The organism is Streptomyces sp. NPDC014623 (genome assembly GCF_043088245.1).
In the GTDB taxonomy this organism is placed as follows: Bacteria; Actinomycetota; Actinomycetes; order Streptomycetales; family Streptomycetaceae; genus Streptomyces.
In genome coordinates this window covers 48,244-73,274 of sequence record NZ_JBIBZU010000017.1, presented here as the reverse complement: position 1 = coordinate 73,274, position 25,031 = coordinate 48,244, and the positions used below count along the sequence as shown (strand labels likewise).

Genomic DNA, 25,031 nt, shown 5'->3' with positions numbered 1-25,031 from the left:
CGAAGGCCGCTCCCCTCATGACTCCGCCCGGCTTCCTGTTCTGCTGCGACCCGCTGCGTCCGCGGCGCCCCGATCCCCAGTTCGCCCAGGAGGTGGCTGCGGCCCGGCACGCCGGTGCACGGACCGTTCTCATCGATCACGACGCACTGCTCGCAGGGGATGCGGAGAGCGCCGTCGCCCGGGTGGAAGGGGATTCGGGGCCGTACTGGTACCGGGGCTGGATGATTCCTCCCGCCCGTTACGCGGAGTTGGAGTACGCGCTCCTCGCCCGTGGCTGCTCACTGCTCACCGGCTCCTCCGCGTACCGGTCCGCCCACGAACTCCCCGGTTGGTACGAGGCGTTCAGCGGACTGACCCCGCGCAGCGTCTGGCGCGCCGTGTCCGCCCGGGAGCCCTTGCCGGATGCCTGCGTCTGGTCGGACCTCGCAGGGGCTCTCGGCTCCGGCCCCGGTATCGTCAAGGACTTCGTGAAGTCCCGTAAGCACGAATGGCATGAGGCGTGTTTCGTTCCGGAGCTGGGGATGCGGGCCGGCTCGCCGCCGTCGTCGGCCGGTTCCTCGAACTGCAGGGGGACTTCCTGACCGGCGGAGTGGTGCTGCGGGCGTACGAGCCGTTCGTGCCCGGCGGGGAGGCACGGGTGTGGTGGGTGGACGGGGAGGCCGTGCGGGTGACGGCTCATCCGGACACGCCCGGCCGGGCGCCGGCGCCCGGCCTCGGCGCCGTCGGCGAGGCCGTGCGCGCTCTCGGCTGCCGGTGGGTGACCACCGACATGGCGCTGCGGGAGGACGGGGCGTGGCGGGTGGTCGAGGTCGGTGACGGTCAGGTCAGCGGCCTGCCCGCCGACGACGACGGCCAGGCGCTCTTCGGCGCGCTCCTCGGCCTCTGAGGCACTCTGGGGACGACCGGCGCGGATACGCCGGCTCAGCAGCCGCAGTCGTCGGTGTCAGCCGCTGAGCGTGCCGCCCGCCCTGTGGACCACCGCCGACCCGTGCCGTTCCTTCACCACCTCGAGCTGGACGGGAATGCGGCGGCGCAGGTCGGCCACGTGGCTGACGATGCCGACACTGCGGTCGCGTTCGCGCAGCGAGTCCAGGACGTCGAGCACCTCGTCCAGCGTCTGGTCGTCCAGGCTGCCGAAGCCCTCGTCGATGAAGAGCGTGTCCAGACGCACGCCGCCCGCTTCGTCCGACACCACGTCGGCGAGGCCGAGGGCCAGGGCGAGCGAGGCGGAGAAGGTCTCTCCGCCGGACAGTGTCGCCGTGTCGCGCTCCCGGCCCGTCCAGGAGTCGACGACGTGCAGGCCGAGCCCCGCCCTTCGTCCCCCGCTGCGTTCGTCCGAGTGCACCAGCGTGTAGCGGCCCGACGACATCCGCTGGAGACGGGCGGTCGCCGCGGCGGCCACCTGTTCGAGGCGGGCCGCCAGCACGTACGCCTCGAGCCGCATCTTGCGCTCGTTGTCCGCGGAGGTGCCCGCGGTCAGGCCGGCGAGACGGGCCACCCGTTCGTACTCCTGGCGCAAGGGTCCCAGGACGCGCACCCCGTCCTCGGTGAGGCGCGAGAGCCGGCCGAGCTCCGCACTGCGCTCCTGCGCGGCGGCATGTGCTGCGACGCTGTCGCGCAGCACCTTCGCCGACAGTTCGTACGCAGCCCGCGCCGCGTCCGGGGCCGCGGGCGGGTGCCCGGCCGCGGCCCGGGCGTCCTCCTCGGCGAGCCGGTCCGCGACCGTGGCGGCCTCCCTCTGCCATACGTCGATCCGGTGCTGCAACTCCCGCTGCGCGGTGTCGTCGAGGCGCTTCGCGGCGGCCTGCGGCGTGTCGAACCCGGCCCTGAAGGCGGCGTCGGCAAGCCTGCCGTCGGCCTCCTTGAGCCGCTCGGCGGCGCTCTGCTCGGCACGGAGCGCCTCGGCGGCCTCGGCCAGCAGAGCGACGCGGCGTTCCAGCACGCCCGCGTGCTCGGCGACCGAGGCGCAGTCCCCCCGGGCCTTCACCAACTCGGCCTCCAGCGCGGCCTGCTCACGGTCGAGCGCTTCCCGTTGGGAGGTACGGGCAGCCGCACGCCGCTCCGCCTGCTGCCGGTCGTCGAGCCGGCCGAGGTGTTCACGCTCGGCGGAGGCCAGGGCCTCCCTGGCCGCGTGCGCTCCCGCGGCCAGACGGTGGGCGTCCGCGTGCTCCCGGGTCAGGCGGTCGACGACCGCCTGCAGTCCGGCCACGGAAGCGGACACTTCGCCCACCGAGCCGGAGGTGCTGGTCCCGGCAGCGGGGTCCTCCGCCTCCGCCCGCGCCGCCGCGAGGCGTTCGCGCAGGATTCCGAGCTCGCTCTGCGCTTCCGCACGCGCCCGGTCGGCCCGCTGGTGGGCGGCGAGCGCGGTCTCCTCCGTGGCCCGGTCCACATGGCCGGCCTCCGCGCGGGCCGGCTTCGGGTGCTCGGCCGAACCGCACACCGTACAGGCGACACCGTCGACGAGCTGACCTGCCAGTTCCGCCGCGATGCCGCGCAGCCGCTGTTCCCGCAGCGCCAGCCACTTCTCGTGCGCGTCCACCGCGTGCTCCCGTGCCGTGGCCAGGGCCGCCACCGCCGCGCCCTCCTGCACACGGAGAGCGTCGCGCCTGCGCGCCGCCTCCAGCCTTCTGCGCGCGGGGCCCAGCCGCCCAACCAGCTGTTCCGCTCTCGTCGCGGCGTCCTGCGCCTTCTCTACGCGGTCCCTGAGGCTCCGGCGGGCCGCCTCCCATCCGTCCAGCCAGTCCACCGTCTCCTGGATCAGCTCGTCGTCGGACCGGGACTGCCTTTCCAGACCGGCCCGTTCCGTCTCGATCTCCCGGCTGCGCCGTTCGGCTCGGCGGGCGGCTTCGAGTGCGCCGAGCTCCGCCCTGAGTCCGCGTTCCCTGTCGGCCAGTTGCTCGAAGCCCGCGCCGGCCAGTTCTGGAGGAAGCCCGGCGAGGGCCCGCTCGCGGACCCCGACAGCAGCCCGGTGGGCGCGCTCGGCCTCGTCACGCAGGTCGAGCGCCGGGGCGACCAGGTCAGCCTTGCGCGCGCGGGCCAGCTGTTCGTGGCAGCGGTCGCGCTCCGCGCGACGGTCCTCCAGCCCGGCCGCGCGGCGCCGGGTCTCCTCGTACCTCTGCTGGAGCCGGGCGCGTTCGCGTTCGGCCTCGAGTGCGTGGCGTGCGGCGGTGTTCCGGGCCTCCCCCCCGGCGAGGACGCACCGGGCGATGTCGAGCCGCTCACGGGCCCCGCTGCGCACGACGGCTGCCCACTGCAGGACCCCTTCGGCGAGACCGGGCTCGCCGGGCCGCTCCTCGGGCAGCGCCGCTTCCTCCCCGGCGGGCCCGGCCGCCTGTGCGATCCGCTGGGCCAGGGCGAGGATCTGCTCGTCCCCTGTCCTGACCCGGGCTTCAGCCCCCCGGCGCAGCTCGGCCAGGCGCTCCTCGACCGCCGCGAAACGGCGGGTGTCGAAAAGCCGGCCGAGCAGTTTTCCGCGCGCTTCCGCATCGGCGCGCAGGAAACGCGCGAAGTCGCCCTGCGGCAGCAGCACCACCTGGCAGAACTGGTCCCGGCTCATCCCGATGAGCCCGCCGATCTCCTCACCGATCTCCTGGTGGGAGCGGCTGAGCGCCTTCCAGCCGTGCTCCGGGTGGTACTCGCGCAGCCAGCTCTGCGCCTTCTCGGTCGTGAAGCCACCGCCCCTCTTCTTGGGGCGGGGCTGGGCAGGGCGCCTGGTGACTTCCAGGCGGCGCCCCGCGACGGTCAGTTCCAGGCACACCTCGGTCGGCCGGTCCGCCGGGGCGTGGTCACTGCGCAACGAGGTGCCAGGGCTCTGCCGGGCACCGGGCACCGCCCCGTACAGGCCGTAGCAGACCGCATCGAGAACGGAGGTCTTGCCCGCGCCGGTGGGGCCGTGCAGCAGGAAGATCCCGGCCGAGGACAGTGCGTCGAAGTCGACTTCCTGCGTGGCGCCGAAGGGGCCGAACGCGGTCAGGGTGAGCTTGTGCAGTCTCAACGGGACACCTCGTCGACTCCGTCGCCGACCCGTACGTCGTCGAAGGCGGCGCGCAACACCGTCCGTTCCTGTGCGGTGGGACCGCTGCCGCCGCGTACATGGGCCACGAAATCCTCCGCCACCTGCTGGTCGTCACGCCCCTTGAGCCGCTGGGCGTACGACGCGAGGGGGTCCTCAGGATCACGCTCGGGGTCGAAGACCAGGCTGAGGGTGTGCGGGAAACGTTCGAGCAGGCGGGCCATCGGCTCGTCCGGCCGCGCCGGGTCGGTGAGGGTGGCTTCCACCCAGGAATGCCGGTGCCGTTCGAGGGCCGGGTCCTCGAGCAGTGTGTCGAGGGGGCCGCGGAGCCGTGCGAGCGGGCGCGGCACCGGGCAGTCGACGCGTTCGGCCACGAGATCTCCGCCGGCGCCGAGGTCGATCAGCCACATCGTCTTGCGGTGCGTGTGCTCGGAGAAGGAGTACGCGAGCGGCGATCCCGAGTAGCGCACGCGCTCGGTGACCGTCTGACAGCCGTGCAGATGGCCGAGCGCCACGTAGTCGACACCCTCGAAGACTCCTGCGGGGACGGCGGCGACACCGCCGACCGTGATGTCGCGTTCGCTGTCGCTGGGTTCACCGCCGGCCACGAACGCGTGGGCGAGGACCACGGACCGGGTGCCGTCCGGGCGGGAGGCGAGATCGCCCCGCACCCGGTCCATGGCCGCCGTGAGAACGGCTTCGTGCCCCGCCTTCGAGGCACCGAGGCTGTCCTTGACCAGGGCCGGTTCCAGATAAGGCAACCCGTAGAACGCCACGTCGCCGTGCGTGTCGTGCAGTACGACCGGAGTGGAGCAGTCTCGGGGGTCGGTACGCAGATGGATTCCGGCCCGTGCGATCAGCCCGGCACCGAAGCCGAGCCTGCGGGCCGAGTCGTGGTTGCCGGAGATCATGACGGTCGGCACTCCTGCGGCGGCGAGCCGGTGCAGCGCGTCGTCGAACAGCTGGACCGCCGAGAGCGGCGGCACGGCCCGGTCGTAGACGTCGCCCGCCACGACCACCACGTCCACCGCCTGTTCCCGCACCGTCCCCACCAGGTGGTCGAGGTAGGCGGACTGGGCGTCGAGCAGGGAAACACGGTGGAACGAACGCCCCAGGTGCCAGTCCGAGGTGTGCAGGATCCTCACGACATCACTCCGACGACTCCGACGTGCGTGGTCCGCTTCCTCCGCCCGGGGACCTGACCGGTCCCGCGCCCCGCTCGCCGCAGATCTTCGCGGCAGGCCCGCCCGCGCCGATGCCGCGCGGCCCCTGGTCCTCGGTCCGGCTCATACATCCCCGTACGCCTCGCCGCCCAGTTCGAGCGTCGCGGAGCCCGCGGTGGCGTCGGCCAGCCACGCCCTGAACCCGTCGACTCCCGCGTCCGGCAGCCCGACGGCGATGGTCACGGCCTCCGCGTAGGTGACGTCGTGAACGGCCACGCCGGTGGCGCGCAGATCGTTCTCCAGCTTGCCCGCCCGCTGGTGGTCCACGGTGACGGTGGCGAGGCGGAACCGGCGGCGGGTGGTCGTGCCCAGCGCGTCGAGCGCTTCACCGACCGCTCCGCCGTAGGCTCGGATCAGCCCCCCCGCGCCGAGCTTGACGCCGCCGAAGTAGCGGGTGACCACCGCGACGGTGTAGCGCACCTCCCTGCGCATGAGCATCTGCAGCATGGGGACACCGGCGGTCCCGCCGGGCTCCCCGTCGTCACCGGCCTTCTGCACGGAGGCGTCGGCGCCGATGACATAGGCGAAGCAGTTGTGGTTGGCGGTGGGGTGCTCCTTGCGGACGCGCGCGATGAACTCCTGCGCCTCCTGCTCGGTGGCGGCCGGGGCGAGCGCGCAGAGGAAACGCGATCGGCTGACCTCGGTCTCGTGCACGCCCGCGCGGGCGACTGTCCGGTACTGCTCCTGCATCGGTCCACCCTATGCGCCGGTCCGCCGGCGTTTTCACCCTCCCGCGGGGAATGGTCCTGAGGGGCCGTCCGTTGTCCGGGCATGTACGCAGACGATGAGACGGTTCGCAGGATCCTCCAGGACACCGGTGACACCTGGGCGGTGGTCGGCCTGTCCGGCAACCGCTCCCGCGCAGCCTACGGGGTGGCGGAGGTCCTCAAGCGCTTCGGCAAGAGGGTGGTGCCCGTCCACCCGAAGGCGGAGACGGTCCACGGCGAACAGGGGTACGCCTCGCTGTCGGACATTCCCTTCCCCGTGGACGTGGTGGATGTCTTCGTCAACAGCGACCTCGCCGGCGGTGTCGCCGACGAGGCGGTGGAGGCCGGAGCGAAGGCGGTCTGGTTCCAGCTCGGCGTGATCGACGAGGAGGCGTACGAGCGCACGCGCGAGGCGGGCCTCGCGATGGTGATGGACCGCTGTCCGGCGATCGAGATCCCCCGCCTGGACCCTCGCCGCTGACCACCGCCTCGCGGGGGCCGGTCTCCCGTCGGCCGGCGTGGTGACCTGTTGCCCGCCGGTCGCGGCGGACCGCCGCCCGCCAGGCGTGGTGTCGCGGAACGCCCCGGCGGAGGATGATGTCTGCCGTGACCCAGCCTCTCCTCGGCGGTGAACACGTCACCGCCCAGCTGCACGAGCTCGGCGTGCGGCCGGGCGGTGTCCTGCTGGTGCACGCCTCGATGCGCTCCGCCGGCGGGGACGCCGTGAACATGGCCGGCGCACTGCTTCGAGTTCTGGGCCCGGAGGGGACGCTGGTGGCCCCGGCCTTCACTCCGGAGAACTCCGACACCTCGCGCTCCTACCTGGACCGGGTGCGCGGCCTGAGCGGCGAGGCCCGTGCCGTGGTGCGCGCGGCGATGCCGGCGTTCGACCCCGCGACGTCTCCCGCACCCACGATGGGTGCGCTCGCCGAGACGGTGCGGCTGGCTCCGGGGGCGCTGCGCAGCAGCCACCCGCAGACCTCGTTCGCCGCACTCGGCCCGGCGGCGGCGGCACTGCTCGCCGGCCACCGCCAGGACTGCCACCTGGGCGAGGGATCCCCCCTGGCCCGGCTGTACGAGACCGATGCTCAGGTGCTGCTGCTGGGCACGGGCTTCGACCGCTGCACCGCCTTCCACCTCGCGGAATACCGCTGCCCCGCCCCGCCGCGCCGGCTCTACCGGTGTGTGGTGACGTCGGAGGCCGGACGCCGCTGGTGGGAGTACGAGGACGTCGCTCTGGACGACAGCGACTTCGCCGCTCTCGGGGACGACTTCGTCCGTGCGTGCCCCGGGTCGGTCAGCACCGGCCGGGTGGGAGCGGCGCGGAGCCACCTGTTCCCTCTCCGCACGGCCGTGGACTTCGCCACGGGATGGCTCGCGGGACGCAGGGCCGGCCGTCCCTGAGTGGTCCGCCTCGACGGCGGCCTCGGGCCCCGAGGCCGCCGTCCGGCACGACCGCTGCGGACGGGCGGTCGACGCCTTGCACTCGGCGGTCAACTTGCCGGGGCGGAAGAGACATCGCTGAAGGTGTCCGGGGGGGTGCGTGCCACTCACGCCGACAGCCCCACGATCAGCTCACTTGCCTTCCCGTCGCACCGGTGGGATCGATACCGCCATGGTCAGCTCTGTGGGCTGGGAGCCGTCGTTGCGATAGGCGTGCGGCACGTGGGCCTCGAACGTCGCGGAGGTGCCGGCGGGCACTGTGTGAGCCTCGCCGTCGACGATCAGGGTCAGTTCACCCGCTGTGACGTGGAGGAGCTCCACCGTCCCTTCGGGGTGCGGGTCGGATCCGCTGCCGTCCCCCGGCATCAGGTGCAGGGACCAGAGCTCGAGCGGGCCTCTGGCCTCTGCACCCACCAGCAGCGTGTTCGAACTGCCTGCCTCCGTCGACCACATCCGCACCGCCTGGCTCTCGGGCACCAGCCGCACCTGAGGTCCCTGCTCGTGATCGAGCAGGGTGGTGATGCTGACGCCCAGCGCGTCGGCGAGCTTGACGGTGGTGCCGACGCTCGGGTTCGTACGTGCCTGCTCGATCTGGATGATCATGCTGCGGCTGACCCCCGCCCGGGCCGCGAGAGCGTCAAGGGTGAAACCACGCTCCCCTCGCCAGCGCCTGAGGTTACGAGCGAGCGACTGGGTGAGCTGATCGAGGTCAGACACATTCCGCCCAACATTCTGGATGACAGGGTCGAAGAACTGCACCACGGTGTGGGGTACCACCCGGCCACCGCACTGTACTGCGAGGCGAGGTCAGGACCCCTCGGCCGGTTCCTCCAGCAGCAACGCCACAGCGGCCAACTGCTCGGGCGTGACTCCCTCGGGGATCGGCACCGGCGCAGGGGTGCGCAGCGGCGGGTGCCAGCCCTTCTCCGGGTCCCAGCTCCGAACCACCCGGGCCGGTGCCCCCGCCACCACCGCGTGGTCCGGGACCTCCCCGCGCACGACGGCGCCCGCCGCGACCACCACGTTGCGGCCCAGCCTGGCCCCCGGAAGGATCACCGCTCCGGTGCCGATCCAGCACCCGGGCCCGATCGCGACCGGCTCCATGCGCGGCCACTGCTTGCCGACCGGCTCGTGGGGATCGTCGTAACTGTGGTTGGTGGAGGTGATGTAGACGTACGGACCGCAGTAGGTGTCCGAGCCGATCGTCACCGTGGTGTCGGCGATGACATGGCTGCCCCGGCCCAGCACCACGCCGTTGCCCAGGGTGAGGATGGGTTCTGATCCCAGATCCAGATCGGGCATCAGACCCGCCGTCAGCGTCACCCGTTCACCGATGATGCAGTGGTCGCCCAGCTCGATCCACGGTTCCCCGAAGACCGTGCCCTGCGGAAAGGCGAGCCGGGTCCCCGTTCCGATACGGCCGAACCGGAGCCGCCCGGGGTGCTGCGCGGTGACCGCTCCGGTCTCCTGCGCCCAGGCCCAGACACGATGGACGGCGCGGGACGTGACGGTACGCCGCCAAAGGGCCAGGGAGGAGAACGGCTTCCGGTTCTTCGGCACCCGCCCACGGTAGTCGGCCCGACCGGAGCGGATCCGCGCGGCGGACTGTGATGTTCACCCCACCTGCCCAGGTCACCGGGGTCGTCCACTACGGTTCGTGCGGAGCGGAGGGCACCGAGGCTCACCCCCCACCCACCGGAGGAGCAGGCGATGACGGAACAGGCATTGGTCACCGGTATCGGCGGCAAGGAGCCGGACATCGACCCGGACGCCTTTCTCGCGCCGACCTCCGTCGTCATCGGCGAGGTGTCGTTGGCCGCCGGCTCCAGCGTCTGGTACCACGCCGTGCTGCGGGGGGACGGCGGTCCCATCTCCCTCGGCCCTGACAGCAACATCCAGGACAACTGCAGTGTGCACACCGACCCCGGCTTCCCGCTGACGGTGGGCGCCAGGGTCTCGGTCGGTCACAACGCCGTGCTGCACGGCTGCGTCATCGAGGACGACGTCCTGGTCGGCATGGGCGCCACGGTGCTCAACGGCGCACATGTCGGAGCGGGTTCACTGATCGCGGCGCAGGCCCTCGTGCCGCAGGGGATGCGGGTCCCGCCGGGGTCCCTCGTCGCCGGCGTACCCGCCAAGGTCAAGCGGGAGCTGACCGCCGAGGAACGCGAGGGCATCGCCTTCAACGCGGCCGGCTACGTGGAACTGGCGAAGGCCCACCGCGAGGCGCACCAGGAGAGCTGACGGTCACAGGGCCGGCGCGGACCGGGCCCGCCTCCACCGGGGGGGCCGGTCCGCGCCGGATCAGTCGGTCGCGGCAACCGCGTCCCGCTCGGGCAACGGCACCGGGTGGCCGGTCTGCTCCGCGGCCTTCTTGGCGCGATTCTTCAGCACCAGCATCGAGACCACACCGATCAGCACGGCCGCCAGCAGTCCCAGCCACGAGAAGCGCTTGAGCCACGCCTCGGCGACGACTCCCACCGAGTAGATGACGGCGGTGGTGCCGCCCGCCCAGACGATTCCGCCGAGCACGTTGGCGATCAGGAACTTCCAGTACGGCATGCGCAGGACGCCGGCCAGCGGTCCCGCGAAGATGCGGAGGAGCGCGACGAAGCGGCCGAAGAAGACCGCCCACACGCCCCACTTCTCGAACGACCGCTCCGCCATGGCGATCTGCGGCTCCCCGAAGTGCTTGGGGAACTTCCCGCCGCACCAGGCGAGCAGCGGACGCCCTCCCTTGCGGCCGATGGCGTAACCGATCGAGTCGCCGATGATCGCTCCGGCCGACGCGCAGGCGCCCAGCACCACGGGGTCGATGTCACCGTGCTGGGAGGCGAGGAGCGCCGAACTCACGAGAATGATCTCTCCGGGCAGTGGAATGCCCAGACTTTCGAGCCCGATGACGACCCCCACCAGGAGGTAGATGCTGACCGCGGGGACGGTCTCGAGCCACTCCTGGACGTGCAAAGCGGGTCCTTCCCGTAAGAAATCTGCGGCCGCGCACCAAGGGCGCACGGCGGGCAGCCTACCGGGCCGGACAGCCGGACCAGTCGGCCCGGCCCCACGACCGGTACGTGGGGCCGGACAGGACTCAGCGGTTCGGACGCAGCGTCCAGACGACACTCATCTCGCTGGTGACGGCCCCGTCGGCGCGCCGGATCTCGACCCTCACGGGGAATTCCGGGCGCTTCCCCTCGTCCAGTTCGGCGACCACCTCGGCTGCCGGGCGCTCCAGCACCGCGGTCGCGGTGAGCTCTCCCATGGCCACCTTCTTGAAGGCCATCTCCGTGGTGACGGGCAGCGGGACGGCCCGGGTCATCTGGTCCCCGAACGCGGCGACGACGATCGCGCCGCTCGCCGACTCCGCGAGCGTGAACATCGCTCCGGCGTGAGGTCCGCCGAGGTGGTTGTGATATTCGGTCCGGTCCGGGAGCGAGAGCACAGCGCGCTCCGCAGTGGTCTCCAGATAGGTGATGCCGAGGGTCCGGACCATCGGGACGCTTGCGGACAGGATGTCGCCGACTGTCATTTCTTCAGTGCTCATGACGACGACGTTACTAACGAGTAGCACTCTTTGACCATCCCCTCACGGGGGCGCTCGTAGCAGAGGGCCCCGGACCCCTCTATGGTTACTGGCCATGTGGCCAGGACAGCAGCCGCCCGGGGGCGAGCAGAACCCGCAGGACCAGAACCCGTACCAGCAGCCGGGGTACCAGCAGCCGAATCCCTATCAGCAGCAGGGGTATCAGCAGCCGGGATACCCGCAGCCCAACCCGTACCAGCAGCCCACCGTGCCGCAGTACGCCGTACCGGGCGGACCCGGCGGCCCGCAGCCGGACGACAGGAAGAAGACGACGCTCGTCGCCGTCCTCGCGGCCACCGCGGTCGTCATCGCGGCGGTCGTCACCGGTGTGGTCGTCATGAACAAGGACGACAAGGGCGGCTCGGACGCGGCCGGCGGCAAGACGTCCGCGTCACCGTCCGCGAAGGCGTCCGACGCCGCGTCCTCCCCCGCGGCGAACCCGCGCGGCGGTGAGGAAGCCGCGCCCACGATTCCGGGCTGGAAGGTCGTGACCAACCCCAAGTGGGGCACGCAGTTCGACGTGCCCGGCGACTGGGAGGTGGCGGGCACCGGTGTGATCTCGGGCTTCGAGGACGTGAAGGATCCCATGGGCCCGCCGGCGGTCGGCTTCTCCGCGCCCGCGCACTACAAGAGCAAGTGGTGCATCGACGACACCGACAAGGACGGCACCAAGGAGGACACCAGCCTGGCCGGTGTCGGCACCAAGGGTGGTCAGGGCGCCAAGAGCACGGACGAGGCAGCCACGAACGAGGCGGCCAACTGGGTCTGGGCCGCCTATGCGCAGGAGGACCCGAAGGAGAAGGTCAAGACCGGCAAGCCCAAGCCGTACACGACGAAGTCGGGCCTCTCCGGCAGCGTCGTCACGGCCACCGCCACCGGGCTGGCCAACAAGAACAAGTGCGACACCGACGGCAAGTCGATCGCGTTCACCTTCAAGAACGCCAAGGGCGAGTACTCGTCCTGGATCCTTTACGCCAACGCCGGTGTCGACGACGAGCTCCCGGACACCACCATCCAGAAGATCCTCAGCACGGTGCGCCTGGCGGAGGGCGCGGAGACGGCCTCCTGAGTCTCCGGCGCACACGGCCGGGACCCTCCGTTTGGCAGGTGGGGGGTGGGGCGGGGATAGTCCCTTGGTGACTTCCGCCGCTCCCTCTCCCCCGCCCGCCCTCCGCACCCTGCCGGAGGGCCGCAATTTCGGTCTGCTGACCGCCGCCGCGATCATCACGAGCCTGGGTACCAACGGCGCGCTGATCGCGGCGGCGTTCGCCGTCCTGGAGTCGGGCGGCGACAGCGGCGACGTCGGCCTGGTCGCCGCCGCGCGCACGGCGCCGCTGGTGCTCTTCCTGCTGATCGGCGGCGCGGTCGCGGACCGGCTGCCGCGTCACCGGGTGATGGTGGCCGCGAACACGCTCAACTGCGTCTCGCAGGCGGTGTTCGCCTGGCTGGTCCTGACCGGCGACGCCCGGCTGTGGCAGATGATGCTGCTGACGGCACTGTGCGGCACGGGGCAGGCCTTCTTCGGTCCGGCCGCCGAGGGCATGCTGCTGTCCAGCGTCAGTGCTGAACAGGCGGCCCGCGCCTTCGCCTTCTTCCGGATGTCCATGCACGGTGCCGCCATCGGCGGCGCCGCGCTCGGCGGCGCCATGATCGCGGCCATGGACCCCGGCTGGGTACTGGCGGTCGACGCGGTGGCGTTCGCCGTGGCCGGTGCGCTGCGGGCCTTCCTGAACGTGAGCCACATCCCCGCGCGCGCTCCCGGCGGCGGGCTGCTCGCCGATCTCCGGGAGGGCTGGCAGGAGGTCGCCGGGCGCCCTTGGCTCTGGGCCGTCGTGCTGCAGTTCTCCGTGGTCGTGGCCGTCGTCGGAGCCGCCGAGGCGGTGTACGGACCGCTGGTGGCGCAGGACGAGCTCGGCGGCGCCCGCCCCTGGGGCTTCGCGCTCGCGGCGTTCGGCGTCGGCACACTGGGCGGGGCGTTGCTGATGATGCGGTGGAAACCACGGCGGCTGCTGCTGGCCGGGACACTCTGCGTGTTTCCGCTGGCCCTGCCGTCCGCGGCGCTCGCGATCCCGCTGCCGGTGGCCGCCCTCTGCGGGGTGATGTTCGTGACCGGGGTCGCCATCGAGGTGTTCGGGGTCTCCTGGATGACGGCCCTGCACCAGGAGATCCCGGAGGAGAAGCTGTCCCGGGTCGCGGCGTACGACTGGTTCGGCTCGGTCGCGATGGTGCCGCTGGCCACTGCGGCGGCCGGTCCGGTGGAGACGCTCGTCGGCCGCAGCGAGGCCCTGTGGGGCTGCGCCGCTCTGATCGTGCTGGTGACGGCGGGTGTGCTGCTCGTCCCGGATGTACGGAACCTGACGCGTCGCAGCCCGGTGAAGAAGGTCAGCGTTCCGGAGCAGCCTTCCAGGGAGTCAGCCGATGCCGAAGGCTCCGTCGGGGGGCTCGGGTGAGGCCACGGCCTCGCTGTCCCTCACCGGCTTCGCGTCGCCGATGAGCCGGGCGAGCGCCGCTCCGTGTTCGACCCGTGCGGGGAACGCGTCGGCGGCGCAGAGCCTGGTGAGGGGCGCGATGTCGAGGGGCGCGCGCGAGGCGAGCAGCACGGCGTTGCCGAAGCGCCGGCCGCGCAGGACGGCCGGTTCGGCGACGAGGGCGAGTTCGTCGAACACCTCGGCGAAGTTGGCCAGTTGCGACCGCAGGAAGGTGAAGGGCGCGCTGTCGGCCAGGTTGGCCGCGTAGACGCCCTCCCTCCGCAGGACGTGTCCGGCGGCCCGCGCGTACTCGACGGAAGTGAGGTGCGCCGGCACCCGCGCGCCGCCGAAGACGTCGGCGATCAGAAGATCGGCGGAATTCCCGGGTGCCTCTTCGAGCCAGCACCGGGCGTCGGCGCCGTGCACGGTGATGCCGGCTCCCTCGGGCAGCGGCAGGTGCTCGCCGACCAGTTCCACGAGGCCCCGGTCCGCCTCGGCCACGTCCTGCCGGGAGCCGGCGCGGGTCGCCGCGACGTAACGCGGCAGAGTGAGCGCACCGCCGCCGAGATGCACCGCGTCGAGCGGCTTCCCCGGGGCACCTGCCAGGTCCACGACGTGGCCGAGCCGTCGTACGTACTCGAATTCGAGGTGCTCGGGATCGTCGAGATCGACGTACGACTGCGGGGCACCGTCGACCGTGAGCAGCCAGGCGCGGTCGCGGTCCACGTCGGGCAGCAGCCTGGCGGTGCCGCAGTCGGTGCCGCGGATCACGGGTATCGGCTCGTTCACTCCCCCATTGTGGCGGGTGCCGGGCGCTCCCCCCGCCGCTTCAGCCGTTCCACACCGCGGCGACCGCTTCGGTGTGGGCGGCGGACTGGGCGAGACCAGCCCTGGCGGCCGCGGCCCGGCGTGCGGGATCCAGGCTGTTGCGCCCGATGGCCTTCCGGGTGCCGGCGTCCGGGGTGATGACCTCGACACGGGCACCCGTTGCCTCCAGCTCGGCGGCCTGCGCGCGGGGCGAGGCGATCACCTTGTTGCCGCTGGCGGTGGGTGCGATCACGACGACCCGCTCGTACCCGGAAGCGAGGTGGGCGTTGGCCGGGGAGTGCACACCCCCGTCGATCCAGTTCCCGCCCCCGGCGCTGACCACGGGCCAGACCGCGGGGACCGCGCAGCTGGCGGTGACGGCGTCGGCGAGCGTGACCGTGCCCGTCCTGTCGAAGGTGTGCAGGGCTCCCGTGGACGCGTCCACGGCGGTGACCATCAGGTGCCGCGCGGGCCATTCGGGCGACGGAAGCAGACCCGCGATCCTCTCCCGCCGCTCGTCCGCCGTCGCCGCGGGCCTGCTGCCCCGGGCCAGGGCGCCCAGTTTCCTCCCGTACTCGTCGGGCGTACGGGAGGAAAGCACCGCTCGCGCGTAACGCAGGACGGTGACGGGGCCGAGCCGGCCGGCCGGCTCCTTCTCGTCCTCCGGCGCGGCCAGCTGCCGCTCGTAGAGGTCGTCGACGCCGGCAGGTCCGAATGCGAGCTGCGCCCCGACGATGGCGCCCGCCGAGCTCCCGACGATCAGATCGGCGGTGGAGAAGTCGATGCCCGCCTTGGCGAGTCCGTGCAGGATGCCGGTTTCCCAGGCGGTGCCGGTGACGCCTCCGGCACCCAGTACGAGAGCTGTGTCTGCCATGGGCCCAGTCTGCCCCAGGAGGCGCGGTCCCCCTCCCCGGGGCCGGGGAGGCGGACCGCGCACGTGCCGTCAGAGCAGACCGGTGACCGTGCCGGCGCCGACCGTGCGGCCGCCCTCTCGGATCGCGAAGCCGAGGCCGGACTCCAGCGGGACGTCACGTCCGAGCTCCACGGTCATGGTGACCGTATCGCCGGGCCGCGCGACCGCCGCGTCGCCGAGGTCGACGTCGCCGACGACGTCCGCCGTACGGATGTAGAACTGCGGCCGGTACCCCGTGGTGACCGGTGTGGTCCGGCCTCCTTCCCGAGCCGACAGGACGTACACCTGCGCGGTGAAACGCCGGCTCGGAGTGACGCTCCCGGGCGCCGCCACGACATGGCCGCGGCGGACCCGGTCACGCTCGACCCCGCGCAGCAGCAGCGCGACGTTGTCGCCGGCCTCCGCGGACTCCATCGGCTTCCCGAATGTCTCCAGGCCGGTGACGACGGTCTCGACGTCCGCGCCGAGCACCGACACCCGGTCCCCGACGCGCACCGTGCCGCGCTCCACGGCGCCGGTGACGACGGTGCCGCGGCCCGTGATGGTGAGCACGTTCTCCACGGACAGGAGGAACGGCGCGTCGGTGTAGCGCACCGGCATCGGTACGTACGTGTCGACGGCGTCCAGCAGCCCCTCGACGGCCGCGGTCCAGCGTGGGTCGCCCTGCAGCGCGCCGAGCCCCGACACCCGTACGACGGGCACGGTGTCCCCGCCGTAACCGTGCGCGGAGAGCAGCTCGCGGACCTCCAGCTCGACCAGGTCGGTGAGCTCGGGATCACCGGCATCGGCCTTGTTGAGGGCGACGACGATGTGGTCGACGCCGACCTGACGGGCCAGCAGGACGTGCTCCGCGGTCTGCGGCATGATGCCGTCGAGCGCGGACACGACGAGGATCGCTCCGTCGAGCTGCGCCGCTCCGGTGACCATGTTCTTGATGTAGTCGGCGTGGCCGGGCATGTCGACGTGCGCGTAGTGCCGGGTGTCGGTCTCGTACTCGACGTGCGCGATGTTGATGGTGATGCCGCGCTGCGCCTCCTCGGGGGCCCGGTCGATCCGGTCGAACGGCACGAAGGTGCCGGTGCCGCGGTCGCTGAGCACCTTGGTGATGGCGGCGGTCAGGGTGGTCTTGCCGTGGTCGACGTGGCCCATGGTGCCGATGTTCAGGTGCGGCTTGGTGCGCACGTATGCCGTCTTGGGCATGGCTCGTTCCTTGGTTTCCGAAGCTGAAGAGAGAAGACCCCAGGGCCCCGCCGACCCTCCCCTCACGGGGTCCGCCGGACTGTCGGGGGAGGGTCAGCTTCGGGCGCCGCCGAAGGGCGCTGCGGCAGCGGCGAACGCTGCGTCGACTGCTGCTGCGACTGCTGCCGTGCATGCGGTCGCAGGGCTCACGGCAGCCTTCGGCGCGTCCGCGACTGCGGACTGCGCTGCGAGGAAGGCGTACCGGAACATGCCCTGATCATGGCGGAGCGGGAAGGCGGCGTCGAATGGTTTTCGCGCGGGCCGGGCCGGCCCGCCGCCCGGGGGTGCGGCCGACACCGCTACGCGACCACTGCCGTAGCCGGCCGATGACCGGCTCCGCCCCCCTGGCGGAGTCCGACAACAGACCGGCTGCTCACGGGTCCCCGCGGCCCGAGCGCCCCGTGCGCGACGATCACACGTCAGTCACCCCACCGCGAACCGTGGCCAGGCTCCGGCTGCCGGCGGATGCGCGGGCTTCCGCACACGGTGGGCTTCGCCCAGGAATCCGACATGCGGGGTGGCAGTTCCACCTGCGTCCAGGACCCGGCCAGTGGTTCGACCTGCGGAGTGACACCGCCGGCCCTGGCCGCGAGGGCTCCCGTGGAGACGTCTCACGCAGCGACGAGGAGAACCGGTGAACTATCGATACCGGAGGCGCGCTGACCCGCATTCGTGCAGACCGCTTCCGAGGCGAGGACGCCGATGTCGCGGTCGCCCTCGACGGACTCGACGTCTTCCGGGTCCCGCCGGAGAGCTGCTGGAGCACCTTGCGGAACGTGGCCGCACGGTCGGGCAGGCCCTCGAGCGGGGCGGCCGGCAAGCCTCCGATCAGCCGCTGCCCGGCCAACTGGCCTGTGACGCCCGGAGGGAGAAGGCCAGGAACATGGTGAGGGACTCGTCACCCCTCCCCCGCACATTACGGCGATCACACACCTGTTTCGGTTACGCTCCCCAGATGTTCGACCCCGTCCCCGCAACACGGCCCTCCGGCGGCCTCGCAGTGCGCTGCACGAGGGCGTTGCTGTCCCCCTGGTCCCGGTTCTCCCTGCTCGTAGCGGTCCTGCTGGCCGCCGGCGTGACCATGCTGCTGTTCGAACCACAGCGGCTGCTGGCCTCCGGATGGCCACCTCAACTCACGGGTGGGGCGGCAGCGATGCTGTTCGGGCTCGCGTACGGCGTGTGCACCGTGGCCTTCGTGCCGCGCCCGCTGCTCAATCTGGCCGCCGGTGCGCTGTTCGGTGCCCAGGCCGGTCTCGCGGCGGCGCTGGCCGGCACCGTCCTCGGTGCGGGGGTCTCCTTCCTGCTGGGCAGGGTGCTCGGTCAGGACGCGCTCCGGACGCTGTTGCGCGGCAAGTACCTGAAGGCCGCGGACGGGCTGCTGAGCCGGCACGGTTTCAGGTCCATGCTGGCGCTGCGGCTCTTCCCCGGGGTGCCGTTCGCCGCGGCCAACTACTGTGCGGCGACCTCCCGCATGAGCTACCCCCCGTTCCTGCTGGCCACGGGGCTCGGTTCGATCCCGAACACGGCCGCGTACGTCATCGCGGGCAGTACGGCCTCCTCGCCGACGTCGCCGGTGTTCCTGGCGGCGATGGGCTTCATCGTGCTCTCCGGCACGGGGGCGGCCCTGGTGGCCTGGCGCCGGCGGCACCGGCTGGGCGGGGCGGCCGGCACGGCGTCCCAGGAGGCGGGCGGCGCTGCCTGAGGGCGGACGGCGCGGCGTAGCCAGGGGCAGGCGGAAGACTGTTCACCTGCAGGCGATACGCTGCGCGCAACCGACAGAGGATGTCCGGGGCCGTGGCGTCCCGTCCCCTTTTCTGACCGCATCCGCACGCCGCCGACGGCCTTCGCGTCCGTCGGCCGTTGCATGAGTACCTCCGGGATGGCCTAAGCCCCATGAGCTGGTTCGAATCATTCGTCCTGGGCCTCGTTCAGGGACTGACCGAGTTCCTGCCGATCTCCTCCAGCGCGCATCTGCGGCTGACCGCGGCGTTCGCGGGCTGGCACGACCCGGGAGCGGCGTTCACCGCGATCACACAGATCGGCACGGAGACCGCGGTCCTCATCTACTTCCGCAAGGACATCGCGCGGATCATCTCGGCCTGGTCCCGGTCGCTGACCAATTCCTCGATGCGCAGCGATCACGACGCCCAGATGGGCTGGCTGGTCATCATCGGCTCGATTCCCATCGGCGTACTCGGCATCACGCTCAAGGACCAGATCGAGGGCCCGTTCCGTGACCTGCGCCTGATCGCGACGACCCTGATCGTGCTGGGCATCGTCCTCGGCATCGCGGACCGGCTCGCGGCCCGCGACGAGACCGGCGGCAAGCACCGGGCGATCAAGGAACGCAAGTCGTTGAAGGAACTGGGCGTCAGGGACGGTCTGATCTTCGGCTTCTGCCAGGCGATGGCCCTGATCCCGGGTGTCTCCCGTTCGGGTGCGACGATCAGCGGCGGTCTGCTCATGGGCTACACCCGTGAGGCGGCGGCCCGCTACTCCTTCCTGCTGGCGATTCCGGCAGTGCTGGCCTCCGGGGCTTACGAGCTGAAGGACGCGGGCGAGGGACACGTCTCCTGGGGACCGACGATCTTCGCGACGGTCATCGCGTTCGTGGTCGGCTACGCGGTCATCGCATGGTTCATGAAATTCATTACCACGAAGAGCTTCATGCCGTTCGTCATCTACCGCATCATTCTGGGCATCGTGCTGTTCGTCCTGATCTCAGCCGGCGTGCTGAGCCCGCACGCGGGCGAGTCCGCCGGCTGAGCAGGGCGTTGAAGGACCACCCGTCCGGGCCCCGCGGACAGCTGTGGGCGCCGGAACCGCGGCCGGCGGGGGCGGCCCTTCGTGTTCTCCCCGCCCGGGTGCTTCCCGGCGTCCTGCGGGCCGGCGGCCGGGAACTTCCGGGATCCGCCCCGCCGGAGCCGGGCCTGCCGTCGCGGAGACCGGTGCCGCCCCCGCGGGGTGTCCTGTGCGGGCGGGCTCCGAGCGGCACTCGTACCGGCACCGTCCCCTCACTCAGGACAGCACGCGATACGTCACGTGGGTGACCGAGTCCGCCGCTCGCGACTCCACCTGCTGGAGATCCAGCGACGGCACGCCGTCGAACAGCCGTGTGCCGGCGCCGAGCGTGAACGGCACGATGTGCAGCCGCAGCTCCTCGATCAGACCTGCGGCAAGGTACTGGTTGACGGTGGTCGCACCTCCGTGGACCGACACGTTGCGGTCTCCGGCCGCCTCGCGAGCCTGCCGCAGTGCGGATTCGATGCCGTCGGTGACGAAGTGGAACGTGGTGCCGCCGTCCATCGGCTGCGGGTCACGCGGGTGGTGGGTGAGGACGTAGACCGGCGCGTGGTACGGCGGATCGTCCCCCCACCAGCCCTTCCACCGCCGGTCCCACGCGCCGCGTACGGGGCCGAACATGTTGCGCCCCATGATGAAGGCGCCGGCCGCCGTCAGCCGGTCGAGTTCGGCCTGCCGCCGCTCCGGGGTTTCGAACATCCAGGCGTGCAGCCTGTCACCCCAGCCATCACCGCCGTCATCGCCGAACGGCCGCTCCTCGGTCTGGTGGAGTCCGGCCGAATAACCGTCGACGGAGATCGTGAGGTCGCAGGTCACCCTGCCCAGCCGTTCGGTCACTGTGCCGCCCTCCTGGTGGCGACCACCTGTCGCCTTCGCGGTGGATCCCGGTCCGTTCACCTGTGTAGACCGTTCCGGGCCCGCGAACTCATCGCGCGGCCGTCTCGTCGCACTCGGCCACCCGACCGGCCGCGGCCCTTGGCGCTGTGCCCGGATTTCGACGTCACGGACGCACGGTGCGACGCCGGCCGTCGTCGGACCTCGGCGAATCGGGCCCTGGGCCCGGCGGACCGGCACCAGGACGTAGCCTGCGGGCGCTCGCCGAGGCACTTCGCGGGGTGACCGGATCCCTCGTTCGGGGGCACCTGGGCCCGCCTCCCGTTCCTTCGCCGACCACCTGGGCTACCTTCCACCTTCCTGGCCGTGGTGGAGCCCCCTCGTATCCAGGCGGTCCGGTCCCAGGAGCCCGGAGCGATGAAACCCGCCGTGGTCACCTGTCTTCATCGCCCACACGTGGATCAGCCACACCCCGCCCTCCCGGGCCGCCTGACAACGTACGGAGAGACCATGACCGTCACCTACACGTTCGACGTCTTTTCAGCCTCGACGGCTTCGGCGCCGCCGGCGGCGACTGGACCGGTTACTGGGGCAAGCAGGGCCCCGAACTCCTCGACCACCGCCTCGCCCTCTACGCCGAGGAGCAGCGGATGGTCTTCGGGGCCCACACGTACCGGGCGTTCGCGCAGATGGTGGCCTCGGGCACCGAGGAGTCCGAGGTACATGACCCATGGGTCACCCGGATGAGGAACCTGCCGGCGACGGTCGTGTCGACCACGCTGGAAGGCCCCCTCGACTGGCCGGACGCGCACGTCGAGAGCGGTGATGCCGTCGACGTCGTCGCCCGGCTCAAGGAGGAGTCCGGGGTGCCGTTGCGCTCGCACGGCAGCCTGTCGATGAACCGGGCGCTGATGGCCGCCGGTCTGGTCGACCACGTCCAGGTGACGCTCTTCCCTGTGATCACCGGCCGGACCGGGCTGGACCCGGTCTTCCGGGGTGCGGCCGACTTCGACCTCGAGCTGATCGGGCACCGGACGCTCGACGGCAACGTCCAGGAGCTCGTCTACCGGCCCACCCTGCACGTCTGAGTCCGTCTGCTCGCCGGACACGACGGCTCCGGGCCCCGGCCGTCGGTCATTTCACCGATGACGTGGGGGCCCGGGCGCGGGAAGTTGGGCGTGGCCACGGCAGCAGGCGTCATGCGCCGGCCGTGCACCGCCGTCCTCGCTCCCCACACCACGGAGGATCCCCATGTCCCTGTCCCGTACGGCCGGCGCGGCACTCCTGGCCCTCGCTCTCGCCTCGGTGACCATGCCCGCGGCGGCAGCCACGACGGAGGCGGCCGAGGTGAACTACGTGGCTCTCGGTGACTCGTACGCCTCCGGCACCGGCGCCGGCAACTACTCCGACCTGGCGTGTACACGGAGCCGCAACGCCTACCCCGCTCTCTGGGCCGGTGCCAACGACCCGGCCTCGTTCACCTTCGCCGCCTGCGGCGGTGCGAAGATCCCCGACGTGCTGAGTGACCAGGTGGGCGAACTGGACGAGGACACCACCCTGGTGAGCCTGAGCATCGGGGGCAACGACTCCGGCTTCGCCTCCACCATGCTCAGCTGCCGGTACTCCACCCAGTCGGCCTGCGAGCGGGCCCTGGACACGGCCGGGGAATACGTCGTGAACGAGCTGCCGGGCGAGCTGGACAGCCTCTACGCGACCGTCCGGGAACGGGCGCCCCACGCCGAGGTCGTCGTCATCGGATACCCGCACCTCTACAAGGAGGGCGGCCTCTGCCCGGGTGGGCTGGGCTCGGCCAGGCGCACGGCCGTCAACCAGGGTTCGGATCTGCTCAACGAGACGATCGCGGGCCGCGCGGAGGCGGCCGGGTTCGCCTTCGCCGACGGCCGGCCGGCCTTCGCCGGGCACGAGATCTGCACGGGCGACGCGTGGATCAGCAGCACGAACGTCCACCCCACGGCCGAGGGCCACGAGTCCGCGTACCTCCCGGCTTTCAGCGCGGCCGTGTCGGGGAGCTGAGCTCAGTACACATCACGTACGTGAGGCTTGTGGGCGAGGTGGTGCGCATCCGGCGTCACCTCGTCCGGCTCACGGGCCGTGCGCAGCCCTTGGCCTGCCGCCCCCGCCGGCCGGTACCCGGGCGATGCCCCGGCGCGTGGCTCCTCGGTCCGACGGCCCCGTGCCCCTCGGCGGCGCCCCGGTGGCCACGGCACTCCCCCTGTGCGCGGTTGATGTCCTGCACCACACTGGGATGGAGCGCGGGACCGGCGAGAGGGAGATGCATGCCGATGCGTGGCGGGCGGCTTCCGGCCGGGCGGGCGGACGAAGGCGGCGTACGGCCGTACGAGCGGCTGCTGGGTTCCCGTACCGGTCGTGGCGCTGCTGCGCTGTGCGCAGGCGCTCTGCCCGCCCTGGCGTTCCCCGCGCCCTCGCTCTCGTGGTTCGCTCATGTCGCGCTGGTGCCCTGGCTGCTGCTGATCCGCTCGGCACCCACAGGGCGGCGTGCGGCGCTCGACGGCTGGCTCGGCGGTACGGGCTTCATGCTCGCCGTGCACCACTGGCTGATGCCGAGCCTCCATGTGTTCATCGTGGTCCTGGCCGCCCTGCTCGGTCTGCTGTGGGCCCCCTGGGGTCTGCTCGTGGACCGGTTCCTCGGCGGCTCACCGTCCGCCCGGCGCTCCGTGGCCGCTGTCGCGGTGGTGCCCTCCGGGTGGCTGATGATCGAACTGGTCCGCTCCTGGGAAGGGCTCGGCGGTCCCTGGGGGCTGCTGGGTGCCAGCCAGTGGGACGTCCCGCTCGCGCTGCGTACCGCCTCCGTCGGTGGCATATGGCTGGTCGGTCTGGGCGTGGTCGCCGTGAACACCGCGGTGGCTCTTCTGCTCGCCGTACCGACGGGCCGCAGGGCGGCGGGCGCGTGTCTGATCGCAGGGGCCGTAGGCGTGGGGGCGACAGCCGTGTGGGCGCCCCGGCCCCAGGAGGCCGGCTCGGTCCGCATCGCCGTGGTACAGCCGGGGGTGGTGGACGGCCCCGGCAGTGTCGAGCGCCGGTTCGCGCGCAGCGAGGAGCTGACCCGTGGCCTGGCGGGCCAGGACGTGGAGCTGGTCGTGTGGGGCGAGAGCAGTGTGGGTGTCGATCTGTCCCGTGACCGGGAGAGGGCGGAACGCATCGCCGCCCTGTCGCGTCTGGTCGAAGCGGATGTGCTGGTCAACATGGACGCCCGGCGCACGGACGGCCCTGGCCGCGCCGGGATCTTCAAGTCCGCGGTGCTGGTGGGCCCGGAAGGTCTCACGGGAGACCGTTACGACAAGATGCGCCTGGTGCCGTTCGGTGAGTACGTCCCGGCCCGCGCGTTGCTCGGCTGGGCGACCTCGGTGGGCAAGGCCGCGGGCGAGGACCGGATGCGCGGCAGCGGTCCCGTGGTGATGAACCTGCCGGACGGGCTGCGGGTGGGTCCTCTGGTGTGTTTCGAGTCGGCCTTCCCCGACATGAGCCGGCAGCTGACGAGTGACGGAGCCGGGCTGCTGGTCGCCCAGTCGTCCACCTCGACGTTCCAGCACAGCTGGGCCCCCGCGCAGCACGCCTCGCTGGCGGCGCTGCGGGCGGCCGAGACGGGCCGCCCGATGGTGCACGCCACGCTCACGGGCGTGAGCACGGTGTACGGCCCCCGGGGCGAACGGGTGGGGACACCGCTCGGTACGGACGTGAGCGGGGCTGCCGTGTACGACGTTCCGCTCGCCCGGGGCACCACTCTCTACGTGCGGCTGGGCGCCTGGCCGGTGTACGGCGCCTCGGCGGTACTGGCCGCCTGCATGGGTGCGGCGGGGCTGCGGTCCCTCCGGCGTCGTTCCTCCGCACCTGACGATCACGCGTGCCCGGCCTGACGCCGGCGGGGTGCGCGGTCCCGAGCCTGTGCCCGCGACCGTGTGCCCCGCTCGCAGCGGCGGCGAAGGTCATACGCAGGCCGGCACCGGAGTGCGGTGCCAGCCCGGTCCTCCCAGGTTGACGGATCCGTAATAGCAGTTGTCGGCCAGGCCGTGCAGCTCCATCCCGATGGAACCGCTGTGGGCGTGAGAGGTGAAGGGGACCCCGTCACGACGGAAGGAACCGTCAGCGGCGTAGATCCTCAGCACGACCCCGAAGTAGGTGAGGCCGCTGTTGTTGGTGAGCCAGGCGGTCGTCGGCACGCCCGGACCTGTGCTGATACAGATTTCGAGATCGACGTCGATCACCCCGCAGCGGGTGTCCACCTCCTGCGCCGGGGGACCGGCTCGTCCCGCGGGGAAACACGGTCCTGTGCGGCTGACGGCGCCGTGCCGGCCAGTGCCACGACTCCCGCCGCCGTGAGGGCGGCAGCGGTTCGCAAACCGTGTGTGATCAGGTTCATCGTTCCAGCTCCTCTGATGTGCGCGTCTTGGGCGGCGCGTGACGACAGTGCCGGGATCGGCTGACGGGTGGCGAAAGAGCCCTTAGCAGATGACCGCGAACCAGTGAGCCTTGTCGTTCTCCGCCCGGGAAAGGTTCGTGGAGGTCCACGGGCCCACGTATCCGACCGGGTTCTGGTTCACGTCCCTGAGCTGCACGGCGTTCCCGTGCGTCTTGACCGAGGAGATCCTGCCCGCGTAGGAGCGGAGGTGGAAATTGCCGCACGCAGTGGGATGGTCGAAGTCACCTGTGCCGTCCGAATCGACGAAGTAGCAGGCGCGCCCGGAGGGACACTCGCTGCACGCTGCTGCTGCGGGTGAGGCCGTGACCAGAGCCGCTCCGACGGCCAGGACTGCGGCCGTGAAGAATCCGGCGAGAGGACGTGCGTTCTTCCCGTGGACGCGGATGCGCATGGATCTCCCCCGAGAGGGCTTCGACCGGTGCCCGGCGAGCGAGGCGAGTACCCGGTGCCGTCGCTTCCGCAGGCGCACCGCACCAGGTCAGGGTGGCGTTCTGCGCTGATCCGGGGCGGCGCCTCCACACATCCCCGCCGTAGCACCGGG

22 protein-coding genes and 2 pseudogenes are annotated in these 25,031 nt (G+C 71.8%); 11 read left to right on the top strand and 13 right to left on the bottom strand.

Annotated features, from left to right (window positions below; genetic code table 11):
• Nucleotides 1–17 precede the first annotated feature (17 nt).
• Nucleotides 18–886 (top strand): annotated as a pseudogene (locus ACF1FZ_RS25420) (ATP-grasp domain-containing protein).
• A 57-nt stretch (nucleotides 887–943) separates the two neighbouring features.
• On the opposite strand, the gene ACF1FZ_RS25415 reads toward ACF1FZ_RS25420, so the two are convergent.
• The 3 genes from ACF1FZ_RS25415 to ACF1FZ_RS25405 all read right to left on the bottom strand — a co-directional run bounded on the left by ACF1FZ_RS25415 (nucleotide 944) and on the right by ACF1FZ_RS25405 (nucleotide 5,925).
• Nucleotides 944–3,994 carry an AAA family ATPase gene (locus ACF1FZ_RS25415; protein ID WP_391775710.1) on the bottom strand — a complete coding sequence of 1,017 codons (3,051 nt, stop codon included), beginning with the start codon at nucleotides 3,992–3,994 and terminating at the stop codon, nucleotides 944–946.
• Nucleotides 3,991–5,157, bottom strand: a complete 1,167-nt coding sequence (locus tag ACF1FZ_RS25410; RefSeq protein WP_391775709.1) for an exonuclease SbcCD subunit D — start codon at nucleotides 5,155–5,157, stop codon at nucleotides 3,991–3,993. The genes ACF1FZ_RS25415 and ACF1FZ_RS25410 overlap by 4 nt, the downstream gene beginning before the upstream one ends.
• 141 nt (nucleotides 5,158–5,298) lie before the next feature.
• Nucleotides 5,299–5,925 (bottom strand): YigZ family protein, encoded by a 627-nt coding sequence (locus ACF1FZ_RS25405; protein ID WP_391775708.1) that lies wholly within the window; start codon nucleotides 5,923–5,925, stop codon nucleotides 5,299–5,301.
• 81 nt (nucleotides 5,926–6,006) lie between these two features.
• On the opposite strand from ACF1FZ_RS25405, the gene ACF1FZ_RS25400 reads away from it, so the two are divergent.
• Together ACF1FZ_RS25400 and ACF1FZ_RS25395 are read left to right on the top strand one after the other, a co-directional pair.
• Nucleotides 6,007–6,423 (top strand): CoA-binding protein, encoded by a 417-nt coding sequence (locus tag ACF1FZ_RS25400; protein ID WP_391775707.1) that lies wholly within the window; start codon nucleotides 6,007–6,009, stop codon nucleotides 6,421–6,423.
• 116 nt (nucleotides 6,424–6,539) lie between these two features.
• Nucleotides 6,540–7,346, top strand: a complete 807-nt coding sequence (locus tag ACF1FZ_RS25395) for an aminoglycoside N(3)-acetyltransferase (RefSeq protein ID WP_391775706.1) — start codon at nucleotides 6,540–6,542, stop codon at nucleotides 7,344–7,346.
• 171 nt (nucleotides 7,347–7,517) lie between these two features.
• On the opposite strand, the gene ACF1FZ_RS25390 is transcribed toward ACF1FZ_RS25395, so the two are convergent.
• On the bottom strand, nucleotides 7,518–8,102 hold the full coding sequence (locus tag ACF1FZ_RS25390; protein WP_391775705.1) for a helix-turn-helix domain-containing protein: 585 nt from the start codon (nucleotides 8,100–8,102) through the stop codon (nucleotides 7,518–7,520).
• Between the two features lie 90 nt (nucleotides 8,103–8,192).
• Nucleotides 8,193–8,945, bottom strand: a complete 753-nt coding sequence (locus ACF1FZ_RS25385; RefSeq protein WP_391775704.1) for an acyltransferase — start codon at nucleotides 8,943–8,945, stop codon at nucleotides 8,193–8,195.
• A gap of 150 nt (nucleotides 8,946–9,095) precedes the next feature.
• On the opposite strand from ACF1FZ_RS25385, the gene ACF1FZ_RS25380 reads away from it, so the two are divergent.
• Nucleotides 9,096–9,629 carry a gamma carbonic anhydrase family protein gene (locus ACF1FZ_RS25380; protein WP_391775703.1) on the top strand — a complete coding sequence of 178 codons (534 nt, stop codon included), beginning with the start codon at nucleotides 9,096–9,098 and terminating at the stop codon, nucleotides 9,627–9,629.
• A 60-nt stretch (nucleotides 9,630–9,689) separates the two neighbouring features.
• Here the strand turns inward: ACF1FZ_RS25380 and ACF1FZ_RS25375 are convergent, their stop codons facing one another.
• Nucleotides 9,690–10,352: a DedA family protein gene (locus tag ACF1FZ_RS25375; protein ID WP_391775702.1), complete on the bottom strand. Its 663-nt coding sequence runs from the start codon at nucleotides 10,350–10,352 to the stop codon at nucleotides 9,690–9,692.
• 124 nt (nucleotides 10,353–10,476) lie between these two features.
• A complete protein-coding gene (locus tag ACF1FZ_RS25370) occupies nucleotides 10,477–10,914 on the bottom strand; it encodes a DUF4442 domain-containing protein (protein WP_391775812.1) in 438 nt (145 codons plus the stop codon).
• A gap of 109 nt (nucleotides 10,915–11,023) precedes the next feature.
• Here ACF1FZ_RS25370 and ACF1FZ_RS25365 point away from each other — a divergent pair, with 109 nt between their 5' ends.
• Together ACF1FZ_RS25365 and ACF1FZ_RS25360 are read left to right on the top strand one after the other, a co-directional pair.
• Nucleotides 11,024–12,037, top strand: coding sequence for a hypothetical protein (locus ACF1FZ_RS25365; RefSeq protein ID WP_391775701.1), 1,014 nt, complete (start codon nucleotides 11,024–11,026; stop codon nucleotides 12,035–12,037).
• A gap of 67 nt (nucleotides 12,038–12,104) precedes the next feature.
• Entirely contained in the window at nucleotides 12,105–13,418 is a 1,314-nt protein-coding gene (locus ACF1FZ_RS25360) for an MFS transporter (RefSeq protein WP_391775700.1), read from the top strand.
• Here ACF1FZ_RS25360 and ACF1FZ_RS25355 read toward each other — a convergent pair.
• The 3 genes from ACF1FZ_RS25355 to tuf form a co-directional block, all read right to left on the bottom strand.
• Complete coding sequence (locus ACF1FZ_RS25355) at nucleotides 13,380–14,225, bottom strand: spermidine synthase (protein ID WP_391775699.1); 846 nt, start codon at nucleotides 14,223–14,225, stop codon at nucleotides 13,380–13,382. The genes ACF1FZ_RS25360 and ACF1FZ_RS25355 overlap by 39 nt on opposite strands.
• A gap of 40 nt (nucleotides 14,226–14,265) precedes the next feature.
• A complete protein-coding gene (locus ACF1FZ_RS25350) occupies nucleotides 14,266–15,117 on the bottom strand; it encodes a patatin-like phospholipase family protein (protein ID WP_391775698.1) in 852 nt (283 codons plus the stop codon).
• A 69-nt stretch (nucleotides 15,118–15,186) separates the two neighbouring features.
• Entirely contained in the window at nucleotides 15,187–16,356 is a 1,170-nt protein-coding gene (tuf, locus tag ACF1FZ_RS25345; RefSeq protein WP_391775697.1) for an elongation factor Tu, read from the bottom strand.
• Between the two features lie 994 nt (nucleotides 16,357–17,350).
• On the opposite strand from tuf, the gene ACF1FZ_RS25340 reads away from it, so the two are divergent.
• A complete protein-coding gene (locus ACF1FZ_RS25340; RefSeq protein WP_391775696.1) occupies nucleotides 17,351–18,097 on the top strand; it encodes a TVP38/TMEM64 family protein in 747 nt (248 codons plus the stop codon).
• 191 nt (nucleotides 18,098–18,288) lie between these two features.
• Nucleotides 18,289–19,161, top strand: coding sequence for an undecaprenyl-diphosphate phosphatase (locus tag ACF1FZ_RS25335; protein ID WP_391775695.1), 873 nt, complete (start codon nucleotides 18,289–18,291; stop codon nucleotides 19,159–19,161).
• Between the two features lie 252 nt (nucleotides 19,162–19,413).
• Here ACF1FZ_RS25335 and ACF1FZ_RS25330 read toward each other — a convergent pair whose 3' ends face one another.
• A complete protein-coding gene (locus ACF1FZ_RS25330) occupies nucleotides 19,414–20,034 on the bottom strand; it encodes a dihydrofolate reductase family protein (RefSeq protein WP_391775694.1) in 621 nt (206 codons plus the stop codon).
• Between the two features lie 507 nt (nucleotides 20,035–20,541).
• Here ACF1FZ_RS25330 and ACF1FZ_RS25325 point away from each other — a divergent pair.
• From ACF1FZ_RS25325 to lnt, 3 genes and pseudogenes are all read left to right on the top strand, one after another.
• Nucleotides 20,542–21,119, top strand: a pseudogene (locus ACF1FZ_RS25325) (dihydrofolate reductase family protein).
• A 163-nt stretch (nucleotides 21,120–21,282) separates the two neighbouring features.
• Nucleotides 21,283–22,065 (top strand): SGNH/GDSL hydrolase family protein, encoded by a 783-nt coding sequence (locus ACF1FZ_RS25320; protein ID WP_391775693.1) that lies wholly within the window; start codon nucleotides 21,283–21,285, stop codon nucleotides 22,063–22,065.
• A 263-nt stretch (nucleotides 22,066–22,328) separates the two neighbouring features.
• Nucleotides 22,329–23,927, top strand: coding sequence for an apolipoprotein N-acyltransferase (gene lnt, locus ACF1FZ_RS25315; RefSeq protein WP_391775692.1), 1,599 nt, complete (start codon nucleotides 22,329–22,331; stop codon nucleotides 23,925–23,927).
• A gap of 69 nt (nucleotides 23,928–23,996) precedes the next feature.
• Here lnt and ACF1FZ_RS25310 read toward each other — a convergent pair whose 3' ends face one another.
• Entirely contained in the window at nucleotides 23,997–24,230 is a 234-nt protein-coding gene (locus tag ACF1FZ_RS25310; protein WP_391775691.1) for a hypothetical protein, read from the bottom strand.
• Nucleotides 24,231–24,512: 282 nt separating this feature from the next.
• Nucleotides 24,513–24,881: a hypothetical protein gene (locus ACF1FZ_RS25305; RefSeq protein WP_391775690.1), complete on the bottom strand. Its 369-nt coding sequence runs from the start codon at nucleotides 24,879–24,881 to the stop codon at nucleotides 24,513–24,515.
• Between the last annotated feature and the right edge of the window lie 150 nt (nucleotides 24,882–25,031).

Excerpts from the sequence above, each read along its gene's own strand:
- ACF1FZ_RS25305 (WP_391775690.1), bottom strand. The coding sequence starts at position 24,881 with ATGCGCATCCGCGTCCACGGGAAGAACGCACGTCCTCTCGCCGGATTC.
- ACF1FZ_RS25365 (WP_391775701.1), top strand. The coding sequence starts at position 11,024 with ATGTGGCCAGGACAGCAGCCGCCCGGGGGCGAGCAGAACCCGCAGGAC.
- ACF1FZ_RS25335 (WP_391775695.1), top strand. The coding sequence starts at position 18,289 with ATGAGCTGGTTCGAATCATTCGTCCTGGGCCTCGTTCAGGGACTGACC.
- tuf (WP_391775697.1), bottom strand. The coding sequence starts at position 16,356 with ATGCCCAAGACGGCATACGTGCGCACCAAGCCGCACCTGAACATCGGC.
- ACF1FZ_RS25340 (WP_391775696.1), top strand. The coding sequence starts at position 17,351 with ATGTTCGACCCCGTCCCCGCAACACGGCCCTCCGGCGGCCTCGCAGTG.
- ACF1FZ_RS25400 (WP_391775707.1), top strand. The coding sequence starts at position 6,007 with ATGTACGCAGACGATGAGACGGTTCGCAGGATCCTCCAGGACACCGGT.
- ACF1FZ_RS25370 (WP_391775812.1), bottom strand. The coding sequence starts at position 10,914 with ATGACAGTCGGCGACATCCTGTCCGCAAGCGTCCCGATGGTCCGGACC.
- ACF1FZ_RS25395 (WP_391775706.1), top strand. The coding sequence starts at position 6,540 with ATGTCTGCCGTGACCCAGCCTCTCCTCGGCGGTGAACACGTCACCGCC.
- ACF1FZ_RS25380 (WP_391775703.1), top strand. The coding sequence starts at position 9,096 with ATGACGGAACAGGCATTGGTCACCGGTATCGGCGGCAAGGAGCCGGAC.
- ACF1FZ_RS25350 (WP_391775698.1), bottom strand. The coding sequence starts at position 15,117 with ATGGCAGACACAGCTCTCGTACTGGGTGCCGGAGGCGTCACCGGCACC.
- ACF1FZ_RS25320 (WP_391775693.1), top strand. The coding sequence starts at position 21,283 with ATGTCCCTGTCCCGTACGGCCGGCGCGGCACTCCTGGCCCTCGCTCTC.
- lnt (WP_391775692.1), top strand. The coding sequence starts at position 22,329 with ATGCCGATGCGTGGCGGGCGGCTTCCGGCCGGGCGGGCGGACGAAGGC.
- ACF1FZ_RS25405 (WP_391775708.1), bottom strand. The coding sequence starts at position 5,925 with ATGCAGGAGCAGTACCGGACAGTCGCCCGCGCGGGCGTGCACGAGACC.